Origin of the sequence: Thermoanaerobacterium thermosulfurigenes, from assembly GCF_051201035.1 — a bacterium.
Taxonomy (GTDB): Bacteria; Bacillota; Thermoanaerobacteria; order Thermoanaerobacterales; family Thermoanaerobacteraceae; genus Thermoanaerobacterium; species Thermoanaerobacterium thermosulfurigenes.
The window spans coordinates 82,981-95,473 of the sequence record NZ_JBPODR010000009.1 but is presented as its reverse complement, the minus strand read 5'-3'; the positions used below and the strand labels follow the sequence as shown (position 1 = coordinate 95,473).

Genomic DNA, 12,493 nt, shown 5'->3' with positions numbered 1-12,493 from the left:
AATAGCATTGATATACATGAGGGCTTCTTTGAAGATTGTGAGAATCTGAGAATGAGTGAGATATTAAAAGAAAATCAAAGATTATAGAGGGAGGAGAAGTAATTTGTCGCTTAGGAAGATTGTATTTTTATTAATTATAGTAGAAGTGATGCAGATTGTTACATTTCCTATGGCTGATCAGCAAAGTCAATTAAACAATATTCAAAAATCTTTGAATGAGTATAAAACAGAACAATCTCAAATAAACGGTCAAAAAAAGGAAGTTTCAAATGAATTACAAGATTTAGATAAAAAAATTAGTGATACTCAAAAACAATTAAACAGCACAGAATTAAGTCTTTATGATTTGAATTTAAAATTAAATTCTATACAAGCAGAACTTAATAATGCAAAAGATACCGAAAATAAGCAAAAAGAGTTATTGAAAGAACAAGTACATGCAATTTATACATGTGGACAAGTAGGTTATTTAGATATATTGTTTAATTCGAAAAATATAGATGATTTTTTGAACAGATTAGAATTGATAAAAAGCCTTCTAAGTTTTGATAATAATTTGCTTATTGACTATCATAAACAAACTTTAGTAATTAAACAGAAAGAAAATCAGATGGTTTCTTTACAGCAAACAATAAAAAAACAGGAAAATTTTTTGCAAGATAGAAATAGAGATTTACAGTATGCATTAGTATCTCGAGAGGGAATAATGAGAAGTTTGGATAAGCAAAGCCAATATATACAAGAGCGGGAAAAAGAACTTGAGAGAGAATCACAACAAATAGAGAATATAATAAGAAGTGAGCAGGAAAAATCTTTAGATGGAAAAATAAATGCAAATTCAAATGGTAAGTTAGCTTGGCCTTGTATCGGTCCAATAACTTCTCCATTTGGCTATAGAGGTATAAATCCATATACTGGGAAGCCAAATGATTTTCATCCAGGAATAGATATTGGAGTTCCTGATGGAACACCAATTCGTGCTGCTGCAGACGGAATTGTCAGTTATTCAGGTTTAATGGAAGGTTATGGCAATGTAGTAATAATTAATAATGGAAATGGAATATCTACACTTTATGCCCATAATGAAAAATTGCTTGTTGTCGTTGGTCAAAGAGTGTCAAAAGGAGAGATTATTGCGTATTCCGGGCATACAGGATGGGCTACGGGTCCTCATTGTCATTTTGGTGTTTACGTTAATGGTATTCCAGTTAATCCGTTGTTATACTTGAAATGAAATACTGATTGTAAAAAAACAAATGTTTTAGGTAACTGAGGAGATTTATCATGCTTGATAGAAAACTTATAAAAAATTTTGATTTTGTTTTATTTACATTAGCTATTCTAATATCGATTATAGGAGTAATTGTAATTACAAGCGCATCTCATGTTGCAGCAACAGGCTCTTTAAAACAGACCATAACCCAGTCAGTTTCAATAGCAATAGGTGTTATTGCTCTTTTGGTAATCACACTTTTTGACTACAACTTATTATCGAATTATTCTTTACAGCTTTATATATTAAACATTTTATTATTAGTTTCTGTTTTTTTGATAGGCAAAGAGATCAATGGTGCTAAGACGTGGATTGTAATTGGTCCAATATCTTTAGAACCTGTCGAAATATCAAAAGTTTTTTTAATAATTACGTTGGCCAGTTATTTAAAAGATAAAGATGAAATTACAAATTTTAAAGAATTGATTTATCCGCTTATTTTGGTAATTATACCTTCAATCATTGTTATATTGCAACATAGCCTTGGATCGGCGCTGGTATTTATTGTAATTTTTATAGGTATGATTTTTATATCAGGAATAAGGTTCAGAGTGTTTTCAGAATTAATTGGCTCTAGTATAGCAGTTATGCCAATAGTGTATAAGCTATTAAAACCATATCAGCGGAAAAGGCTTTTATCATTTATAAATCCAAACCTTGATCCTTTAGGTGCTGGATATCATGTTATACAGTCGATTATATCTGTTGGATCAGGTATGTTTTGGGGTGAGGGATTATTTCATGGAACAGAGACACAATTGTTTTTTTTACCAGAGTCACAAACAGATTTTATTTTTTCAGCGTTAAGCGAAGAATTAGGATTTATTGGTTCAGTAACTTTGATTTTACTATATAGCTTGTTACTATATAGAGCTTGGAAAATCGCATATAATGCTAAGGATAAGTTTGGAAGACTAATTTCGATTGGAATACTATCAATGTTTGCGTTTCATGTCTTTGAAAATATTGGGATGGCATTAGGCATAATGCCGATAGCGGGGATACCTCTACCATTTGTTAGCTATGGAGGAACTTCGCTGATTGTTAACATGATGTCAATAGGATTGTTGATAAATATTGGCATGAGAAAAAATAAAATTAACTTTTGAATAAATTATTTTAAATAAATTTTTACACATTGTTCATAATTTTTTCACAAATAGACTATATAATTATATTCGAAAGTTAAAGCCTCTCCTTGACCTCCCTTATTAATAATTAATAGCAGCCCGAATTCTTGTGGGCTGCATTTTACTTTTTAATATTATTTTCTTACAAAAAGTTAACAAATTATTCAACAATTTTTTAAAACTAAAGTGTATAATTAATAGTTAAGTACTGATTAATATTTTTTACCAGAAAGGAAGGATAGGATGAAAAAGAAATACATTGCCATCATTGTTGCCTTAGTCCTTATTGTTGGCAGCACAGCTTATTATTTTACAAAGGTAAAAAACACTCAGAAAACATCAGGAGCTCCATACGCCACAGTAACAAGGGGAAATATAGTTATGCATATAGACGGTTCAGGAAATCTTGATGTTGATAAAAGGGTGATAACGTTAAAAGGCAATGGTACAGTGGCAAAAGTTTATCACAAAGTTGGCGATAAGGTAAAAGCAGGTGAGTTACTTTATCAAATAGAAGACGACAATTTAAACGAACAGGTACAAAATGCTCTTATAAGTGTACAGCTTGCTCAACAGCAGCTTGATAATGATACTAAAACATATAATAATACTGTGTCAAATCAGAATATTGTATCGCCATATTCAGGAATTGTTGATAGTGTAAATGTTTCAACAGGGCAAAACGTCAATCCCGGAACAACTATAGCTACAATTGCTGATTATTCCAATGCGACTGTGAGAGTGCCCTTTAATGGTTCCCAGATAAACGACATAAAGGTTGGACAAAGCGCAGATATATATTTATATGACTCTTTTGCAACAGTAACTGGTACTGTGACAGATGTTTCAACGCAAGCCATACCTGTCAATGGTGCACCGTATTACTATGTAACAGTAACATTGCCAAACCCAGGTGCATTGACAGATGGAAGTAAAGTGCAAGTTACAGTACATACAAGTGCTGGTGATGAAAGAGCGATTCAAGATGGCACACTTAGCGTCAAAACAACTAATATAGTTTCATCACAAATACAAGGAACTGTAGCAAGCGTCAATGTAAAGCAAGGACAAAAAATAAATGCTGGTACGATATTAGCAACATTGACAACTAATGTAGATGATACGGCAATAAAAAGAGATCAGTTGAATCTGCAGCAGGCTCAAAACAATTACAATAATCTGCAGAGTCAGCTAAATAATTTAAGCATATATGCACCTATTGATGGTGTCATCATTTCACAAAATATAAATGAAGGAGATGAGCTTGGTTCAAATTCTTACAGTGCATCTGCAAGTAGCAGCACAAGTTCAAGCAATAACAACAGTAGTAGCTCCAACAGCAGTGGCAATGTTGCTGTAAGCAGTTTATCATCGCTGACAAGCCAAGCGGAAACGGCCGTGATAATCAATGACAGTAATTATTCTGTAGATGTACCTATAGACGAAACCGATATTAGCAAGATTAAAGTTGGGCAAAAAGTTACTTTGACAACAGACGATTTACCTGGAGAAACTTTTGATGGAACGGTTACGGAAATATCGTCTATTCCAACTATACAAAATAATGTGGCTTCTTATGATGTGACTGTATCATTGCCGTATACAGATAAGTTGAAGTTAGGACAAACAATGAATGCTTCGATAATCGTGGCAGAGAAGAATAATGCACTTCTATTACCAATTGAAGCAGTTCAGACTAATGGAAATAACAAATACGTGATATTATATAATGAAAATAATTCGAATAATAGTAGCAGAAGAAGAAATATAAGACAAGTTCAAACAGGTCTTTACAACGATAAATATATAGAGATAGTAAGTGGATTAAACGAAGGCGATAAAGTATTGATATTTGGTGCTGCAGCAACTTCATCAAATGGCAGTAGCAATTACAGTGGTTTTGGCGGATTTGGTGGTGGCGGCAATTTTGGCAGTAGAAGCTTTGGCGGTGGAGCAGGAGGAGCCGGTTTTACAGTGAGACAACAATCTGGTGGGAATAGGGGTAGAAATTAGCTATGGAGAATAACGGCAAATTAAGCAAAAATGTCATAACCATGAGAAACCTATCCAAGATATACAAGATGGGAGACAACGAAGTAAAAGCTTTGGACAATATAAACTTAACCGTAGACGAAGGAGAATTTGTGTCAATAGTAGGACCATCAGGCTCAGGAAAATCCACATTGATGAATATAATAGGGTGTTTAGACGTAATGACAGAAGGAGAATACTACCTAAACGGAAACGACACAAGCAAGTTAAATGAAAACAAACTGGCTGAACTAAGATCCAGTGAAATAGGATTTATATTCCAAAGTTTCAATCTACTTCAAAAACTTACAGCATTAGAAAATGTAGAACTTCCAATGATATACAAAGGCATACCTGCAAAAGAAAGGTACAATAGAGCAGTAGAGCTCCTTACCATGGTAGGTCTGGAAAAAAGAATACACCATAAACCTACAGAGCTATCAGGAGGACAGCAGCAGAGAGTAGCAATAGCAAGAGCTTTAGCTAACAATCCGCATCTTATACTGGCAGACGAACCGACAGGAAATTTAGACTCCCAAAGTGGAAAAGAAGTCATGAAGATAATAAAAGAATTAAACGAAAGAGGCAACACCATAATACTCATAACCCACGACATAAACGTAGCAAACCAAGCAAAAAGGACTGTAAAAATAATGGACGGCAAAATATATGAATAAAAGGAAGTGCGTAGAATGGCATTGATGCAGGCAATAAAAATGTCCTTAAAAAGCATAATAGACAACAAACTTAGATCATTTCTAACCATGCTTGGAATAGTAATAGGCGTAATGTCAGTAATAGGACTGGTAAGTTTAGGACAAGGAGCCACAGAAGGAGTAACATCACAAATAAAAAGCATGGGTTCAAACCTGATAATGGTATCAATAATGGGCAGGGGTATGGACACATCGTTGTCATACAGCCAAGCCATGTCAATAGGAGACTCACCGTACATATCGCAAATATCCCCAATAATGAGTGCCAATGCATATGCCAAGTACGGTGACCAATCATACGAAGAAAACATAAGCGGAGTAAATGAAAACTATGCGACACTGAGAAATTTAAAACTTGCTGAAGGCAGGTTCATACTATCAATAGACAATGACATGAGGCAAAAAGTAGCAGTAATAGGCAGCAACGTAGCCAGTGACCTATTTGGATTCACAGACCCATTAGGCAAAACAATACAATTGGATGGAAACAACTTCACAGTAGTAGGAGTATTAGCATCAGGAGGATCATCAATATCAAACTCCTATGATGACTCAATATTCATCCCGATAAAGACGATGTTCGTATTTCAGAGAAACAGAGGAATAACTCAGATATACCTAAGCGCATCATCAGAACAATACGTAAACATAGCACAGTACCACGTAGAAAACATGCTAAACACCATATTCAAAGGCGACACAAACGCATATAGGATATTAAACCAATCAGACCTATTATCAACAGTAAACAGCGTCAGCAACACATTGTCCATGATGTTAGGTGGAATAGCAGGTATAGCATTAATAGTAGGTGGCATAGGCATAATGAACATAATGTTAGTATCAGTCACAGAAAGGACGAGAGAAATAGGTATAAGAAAAGCATTAGGAGCTAAGAAAAGGGATATACTGCTGCAGTTTATGATAGAATCGCTGACCATAAGCGGAGTAGGAGGGATAGTAGGAGTAATCTTTGGATTTATAGCATCGTATCTTATGGGACACTTCATGAACATGACAGTAAGCCCATCTGTAAATACGATATTAATATCATTCTCGTTTTCCCTCTTAATAGGATTATTCTTTGGGATATATCCTGCTAATAAAGCAGCAGGGCTTAAACCGATTGAGGCTTTGCGATACGAGTAAAGAATGGCAATGGAAATAAACATTAACAAAAAATATACACTTATTTAACAGTTTGTTAAAAATTTTGGGCTATAATGAATTTAAAATAAAATTTAATAAAACATAAGGAGGATTTTTTATGACAGGGAAAAGCAAAAAAATCATAGCGACTGCTGTTATAGGCACGGTTCTTTTGACATCAATAGCCTTTGCGGATACATCGACATCATCTTCACAGGTTAATTCAAGTTCTTCAACAAGTCAAACAGTTAAGATTAACAAAAAGTTTGACCCAATACAAACTTTAGAAAATCTTAAGACAAAAATTGAAGAGAAGTATAGTCAAGGCAAGATTAGTCAAGATGAGGAAAACAAGATTTTGGCTAAAATAAATACTGCTGAGCAGAAGATAGAAGATTTTAACAATATGACTTTAGATCAAAAAAAGCAAACGCTTATTGATGATTTTACAAATATCGTTAATAATCAAGTAAAGAATGGCAAGATTACACAAGACAAAGCTAATACTCTTATTAAGAATTTTACCGATAAAGTCAATAAATGGGATGGAAATGGCTATCCACAATTTGTCACACGTTATTTGAAGAAGTACATGGGTGTGGTACACGAAAAATTTAGTTTTATGGGAAGATTTAAAAAAGTGCTTGATGAAGCAGTTAAGAAGAATCAAATAACATCGACGCAAGAGCAACAAATACTTAATGACTTAAAAGGAAGCAAAAAAAATACTCCTACAAGCACCACGACAGTAAATTCAGATGCTTCTAACACATTATGATATTAATAATGATTACAAAGGACATAACATAATTAATATAACCTCCCTATAAAGCAGCCTAACATTAGGTTAGGCTGCATTTTTAAAATAGAGAATCATTGTAAAAAGAGGTAATCAAAATGAGGTGTCCTAATTGTAAAAGTAAAAATGTCGGTAAAATTGGAGGTAATTTATTTTTCTGCAGAGAGTGTTTTTGTGAAATAAAAGTAAAGGGCGATAAATTCATAATAAAATTGTATGATCAAGAAGGGCGTATTAAAAAAGTACAGTACGTAATATAAAAAGGGTATGAACATGCATACCCTTTTTATATTGACATATGATTAAAAAAATAATATATTAAATGTAGATATAGACATATGTTAATAAAAACAGGAAGAAGGTCTTAAATTGGTACATACTTTTTCATTAAATGGATATAAATTCGCTGTTGATGAAAACAGTGGAGCTATACATATGCTTGATGATATAGGCTATGGTATCTTGAAAGGAAGAAGTAAACTTCCTTCATACGAAGAAATAGTTGATGATTTGAAAAGCAAGTATTCAATAGATGAAATCAAAGAAGCGTATAATGAATTAAAAGAATTAGAAAATGAAGGTTTGCTTTTTGCTCCATTAATAAATCTTGAAGAAGCTGCTTCACATTTTACTGCTAAGGATAGTGTTAAAGCGTTGTGCTTACATGTTTCTCATGATTGTAACTTAAGATGTGAGTATTGCTTTGCTCAAAAAGGAGATTACAATACTGGCCGAAAATTAATGAGCAAAGAAGTTGCGTTTAAAGCGGTTGACTACTTGGTGAAAAATTCTTCAGGAAGGCGCAATATCGAGATCGACTTTTTCGGTGGAGAACCGCTTTTGAATTTTGATGTTGTAAAAGCAACTGTAGATTATGGTCGCTCTCTGGAAGATAAATTTAACAAGAAATTTTATTTTACAATTACTACTAATGGAACATTGCTGGATGATGAAAAAATAAAATTTCTAAATGAAAATATGGATAATGTAGTAATAAGTATTGATGGGAGAAAAGAAATACATGACGAAATTCGACATTATGCATCTGGAAATGGAAGCTATGATAAAATAGTTCCTTTAGCTAAAAAGCTTGTTGAAGAAAGAAATGGTAAAAGTTATTTTATACGTGGTACATTTACAAAAAAGAATAAAGATTTTTCAAAGGACGTATTTCATTTAGCTGATTTAGGATTTAAAGAAATATCTGTTGAACCTGTTGTTGGAACAGGGGATGAAATTTATTTTGATGAAAGTGATTTGCCAGAAATATTAGATGAATATGAAAATCTTGCAAAATTATATATAAAAAGATTAAAAAGTGGAAAGTCGTTTCGCTTTTATCATTTCAATCTAAATTTATACAATGGGCCGTGTCTTTTAAAAAGAATTACTGCATGTGGAGCTGGATATGAATATTTAGCTGTATCGCCAGAAGGAAATATTTATCCATGCCATCAATTTGTGGGGCAAGAAGAATTTGTTATTGGTAATATAGATGATGGTATTACAAATATAGAATTAAAAGATAAATTTAAGAACAACAATATTTTTGCTAAAGAAGAGTGCAAAAATTGTTGGGCTAAGTTGTTTTGCTCGGGTGGATGTCACGCTAACGCATACTTTACAAATAAAGATATTTCAAAACCAAATGAGATTGCTTGCATATTGCAAAAGAAAAGAATAGAGTGTGCTATAATGGTACAAGCTGCTCTTAATAATATACAATTATAATGGGGGTTTTTTATGGCATTAAGATATATAAGGGAAATTGGAGATCCAATATTGTATAAAAAAGCAAAACAGGTTGAAAAAATAGATGAACACATATTAATGATTTTAGAGGACATGGCTGAAACAATGTACAATGCAGATGGAGTTGGCTTAGCTGCAAATCAAATTGGGATTTTAAGAAGGTTGGTTGTTGTAGATATTGGGGAAGGTCTTATTGAGCTAATAAATCCAGAAATAATTTTAGAAGAAGGTGAACAAATAGATGTAGAAGGATGTCTAAGTGTACCTAATGTAACAGGAGAAGTAATAAGACCTGCAAAAGTTAGAGTTAAGTTAAAAAATCATTTAATATGGCAAAAACAATGAATATACCAATTTTAGGTATTGTGGAAAATATGAGCTATATTGTATGTTCCAAATGCGGTGAGCGAATAAATGTTTTTGGTGAAAGCAAAACGGAAGAAATTGCAAAAGAAATGAACATACCGTTTTTAGGAAGAATACCTATTGATCAACATATTGCGGAGTTGTGCGATAGAGGAGAGATTGAAAAAGTTAGTGGAAGCTATTTGGAAATTGGCATAAAAGCGTTAGAATCACTTTAATGGAATGCAAGTAAAGAGGGTATCAAAATGAAGCTTTATTTAGAATGTATACCGTGTTTTCTGAAGCAGACATTATTTGCAACAAAAGATCAGGAAGAAGAAAAACGCATTATCATATTAAAAAAGGTTATAAAGTTTTTATATGATAAAAACTGGGATACTTCACATGATGAGATAGTAAATCAAATTTATAATTTAATTAGAGAAGAAACCAGAATATTAGATCCGTACAAAGATATAAAAAAAGAAAGTAATAACATGGCGCTAAAATTATATCCTTCGTTAAAGAGTCAGTTAAATAAAATTGACGATATGGAAAAGCGACTTTATACTGCTGCAAAACTTTCAATAGCAGGGAATATTATTGATTTTGGACCATCATCTGAATTCGATTTAGATAAAACTATAAATGATGTGTTAAATAAAAAATTAGCAATTGATGATTTTGATATACTACTTAACAAAATATTAATATATGACAATCTTCTTTTTTTTGCTGACAATTCTGGTGAAATAGTTTTTGACAAAATATTTATTGAAGAGATGATAAATATAAGGAACAAACCTTTTAAAGAAATTGCATTTGTAATAAAAGGTGGACCAATAATTAATGATGCAATGATGGATGATGTATATGAAGTAGGGATAGATAAATTTCCAAATATAACTTTTTATAAAATTGGAAATGGCATGAAAGATACAGGACCGAATAGAAAAGATAAAGAAGTAAAAGGTTGGATTAAAAATTATGACATTGTAATTTCAAAAGGTCAAGCTAATTATGAAGGATTAAGTGAAAATAAAAATATATTTTTTATGCTAATATCAAAGTGCCCTGTTATATCAAAAGATCTCAACGTAGAAGTAATGGATGCAGTGATAAAATATAATATCTAAACTAAAGTATCGTTGTTTGAAAGGAGATTGCCAATGAACATTTTATATATTTCAGGAAGTCCGAGAAAGGATGGAAATACAGAATATCTTTTAAACATTTCGTTAGAAATAACAGGAGGAGAACTTATTAGGCTTTCAGATTATAATATAAAATATTGTAATTCATGTTGGGTTTGCCAAAAGACGGGCATATGTCCAGTTAAAGATGACATGAATGAAAAATTGATTCCAAAAATGTTAGAAAGTGATGGGATAGTTTTAGGTACTCCAGTTTACTTCAATAATGTATCGGCCCAGCTTAAGACATTTATAGATCGTACATGGTGTATAAAGGGTGACCTAAGAAATAAAATAGGCGGGACTATTGTTGTTGGACGCAAATATGGAGCAGAAAGTGCAATAACAGCAATTAATGCTTTCTTTTTGAAACATGAAATGATTGTAGCAAATAGAGGGGTTTCAGGAATTGGCTATGAAAAAGGCGATATAGAATTGGATGTAGAAGCAGTGGGAGCAGCAGAAAGATTAGGATACAGGATTTTGGAATTATTGAATGGCTAAAATTTTGCGCATAAATAATTATTCTGTTCCCTTAAAGCTTAATACCTTGCCAGAAAAAATATAGAAATTCATACAATTATGCACACTAACTATTTATAGCATGAGCCTCCAATTGGTTTATTTTTGGTATAATTTAATTATACCAAAGTGAAGGTCTCATGCTTTTTATAGCTAAATAATATTGAATTATCAAGGTACAGAGCTACTTTTACAAGTGCGAAGTTTGGGTATATAACTATTTATTAGCCAATAAAGATGGATAATACCATACCAAAAGCGAGAATAAAAGAAAGGGAATGATAAATATGAATAATGAAAATCTCATACAAAATAGTAAAAGCATAACATTATGGCAAATATTCATATCTTTTTTTAAAATGGGTTTTATAGCTTTTGGACCAGCTATGATGGTGGAAGCGAAAAAGAACATTGTAAAAAAATCTAATTGGCTTAGTGAAAGAGAATTTCTTGAAGGTCTTGCATTAGCACAATTGATACCAGGAGCTACATTTGTTTCACTCACTATATATATTGGATATAAATTAAAAGGATTACTAGGTGCAATAGCAAGTTTTATCGGATTTATATTGCCTCCGTTTTTTATTATGGTAATATTATCTTGGGTCTATTTTAAATATCAAACCTTAACATTTGTAAGTATTATATTTAAAGGCCTTGGTGCTATAGTTGTTGCGCTAATATTAAATGCTGTATTTGATTTAGCTAAAACTGCTACAAACAATATTCGAACAATTACTATAGCTTTAATATCCTTTATAATTTCTATATTTTATAATAATATATTTTTAATTTTATTTATTTCTGCATTATTAGGAATAATATTGTTAAGAAATAATAGTGATCTTGAAAAAGCGAATAATTTTGTGAAGTCAAGAACTGAAGTAAATTGGGTTGATTTTATAATTATTTCTGGATTAATTTTATTATTTTTTCTGTCAACTGTTTTTTCTAAAGAATTATCAAGTATGTTTGAAGTTTTTTTTAAGATTGGTGCTTTAGTATTTGGAAATGGCTTTACAATGCTACCTTTGATTCAACAAGAAGTTGTTAATATACATCATTGGTTAAGTATTGATCAATTTATGGTTGGTGTTGCTTTAGGACAAATGACTCCTGGCCCAATAGTTATTACAGCAACTTTCATTGGATATAAAGTGATGGGTTTATTAGGTGCGTTAGTTGCTACTTTAGCTATTTTTGCTCCATCTTTTCTATTAGTAGTAGTAACTTTTGGTATATATACGAAAATTAAAACAAATAAATATGTTAATTCAGCATTAGAAGGCTTATTATCATCATTTGTAGGTCTTATGACATTAGTAGTAATAAATTCCGGCAGACATTCTCTTATAGATTTTTATACTGTTGCATTGTTTATATTGTCTTTTCTTGCTCTACGTTTTACAAAATTGGATGCTAAATGGGTTATTTTATGTGGTACCGGATTATACATTATATTGTATTATGTGTTTTAGATAATTAGTTTTAAATATGGCTTCTTATTGTTCTCAGCTTGTTTTACCTAATATTTACTTGCACCAGCAAGCAAATATTAGGTAAGTTTATTATTAGCAATTTTA

At 31.9% G+C, this 12,493-nt stretch carries 12 protein-coding genes and 1 pseudogene; all 13 read left to right on the top strand.

Annotation, left to right across the window (positions count from 1 at the left end; genetic code table 11):
- The first annotated feature begins 103 nt into the window (after positions 1 to 103).
- The 13 genes and pseudogenes from HNR52_RS05375 to chrA all read left to right on the top strand — a co-directional run bounded on the left by HNR52_RS05375 (position 104) and on the right by chrA (position 12,388).
- Positions 104 to 1,234: a murein hydrolase activator EnvC family protein gene (locus tag HNR52_RS05375; RefSeq protein WP_013787658.1), complete on the top strand. Its 1,131-nt coding sequence runs from the start codon at positions 104 to 106 to the stop codon at positions 1,232 to 1,234.
- Between the two features lie 50 nt (positions 1,235 to 1,284).
- Positions 1,285 to 2,382, top strand: coding sequence for a rod shape-determining protein RodA (rodA, locus tag HNR52_RS05370; RefSeq protein WP_435619911.1), 1,098 nt, complete (start codon positions 1,285 to 1,287; stop codon positions 2,380 to 2,382).
- A 264-nt stretch (positions 2,383 to 2,646) separates the two neighbouring features.
- Entirely contained in the window at positions 2,647 to 4,416 is a 1,770-nt protein-coding gene (locus HNR52_RS05365; RefSeq protein WP_435619910.1) for an efflux RND transporter periplasmic adaptor subunit, read from the top strand.
- A gap of 2 nt (positions 4,417 to 4,418) precedes the next feature.
- The gene (locus HNR52_RS05360; RefSeq protein WP_013787661.1) at positions 4,419 to 5,111 is read left to right on the top strand and encodes an ABC transporter ATP-binding protein; all 693 of its coding nucleotides are present in this window, start codon (positions 4,419 to 4,421) and stop codon (positions 5,109 to 5,111) included.
- A gap of 15 nt (positions 5,112 to 5,126) precedes the next feature.
- The gene (locus HNR52_RS05355; RefSeq protein WP_435619909.1) at positions 5,127 to 6,299 is read left to right on the top strand and encodes an ABC transporter permease; all 1,173 of its coding nucleotides are present in this window, start codon (positions 5,127 to 5,129) and stop codon (positions 6,297 to 6,299) included.
- 118 nt (positions 6,300 to 6,417) lie between these two features.
- Positions 6,418 to 7,077, top strand: a complete 660-nt coding sequence (locus tag HNR52_RS05350) for a hypothetical protein (RefSeq protein ID WP_435619908.1) — start codon at positions 6,418 to 6,420, stop codon at positions 7,075 to 7,077.
- A gap of 119 nt (positions 7,078 to 7,196) precedes the next feature.
- Entirely contained in the window at positions 7,197 to 7,358 is a 162-nt protein-coding gene (locus HNR52_RS12275) for a YrzR-like zinc ribbon domain (protein WP_013787664.1), read from the top strand.
- Between the two features lie 109 nt (positions 7,359 to 7,467).
- Complete coding sequence (gene scfB / locus HNR52_RS05345; RefSeq protein WP_435619907.1) at positions 7,468 to 8,829, top strand: thioether cross-link-forming SCIFF peptide maturase; 1,362 nt, start codon at positions 7,468 to 7,470, stop codon at positions 8,827 to 8,829.
- 12 nt (positions 8,830 to 8,841) lie between these two features.
- A pseudogene (locus HNR52_RS05340) lies at positions 8,842 to 9,162 on the top strand (peptide deformylase); the annotation flags it as partial.
- Between the two features lie 29 nt (positions 9,163 to 9,191).
- Positions 9,192 to 9,434 carry a P-loop NTPase gene (locus HNR52_RS05335; protein WP_049781441.1) on the top strand — a complete coding sequence of 81 codons (243 nt, stop codon included), beginning with the start codon at positions 9,192 to 9,194 and terminating at the stop codon, positions 9,432 to 9,434.
- Between the two features lie 27 nt (positions 9,435 to 9,461).
- Positions 9,462 to 10,331 (top strand): damage-control phosphatase ARMT1 family protein, encoded by an 870-nt coding sequence (locus HNR52_RS05330; protein WP_435619906.1) that lies wholly within the window; start codon positions 9,462 to 9,464, stop codon positions 10,329 to 10,331.
- Positions 10,332 to 10,364: 33 nt separating this feature from the next.
- Positions 10,365 to 10,892 (top strand): flavodoxin family protein, encoded by a 528-nt coding sequence (locus HNR52_RS05325; protein ID WP_013787668.1) that lies wholly within the window; start codon positions 10,365 to 10,367, stop codon positions 10,890 to 10,892.
- Between the two features lie 305 nt (positions 10,893 to 11,197).
- On the top strand, positions 11,198 to 12,388 hold the full coding sequence (chrA, locus tag HNR52_RS05320; RefSeq protein WP_435619905.1) for a chromate efflux transporter: 1,191 nt from the start codon (positions 11,198 to 11,200) through the stop codon (positions 12,386 to 12,388).
- Positions 12,389 to 12,493 lie beyond the last annotated feature (105 nt).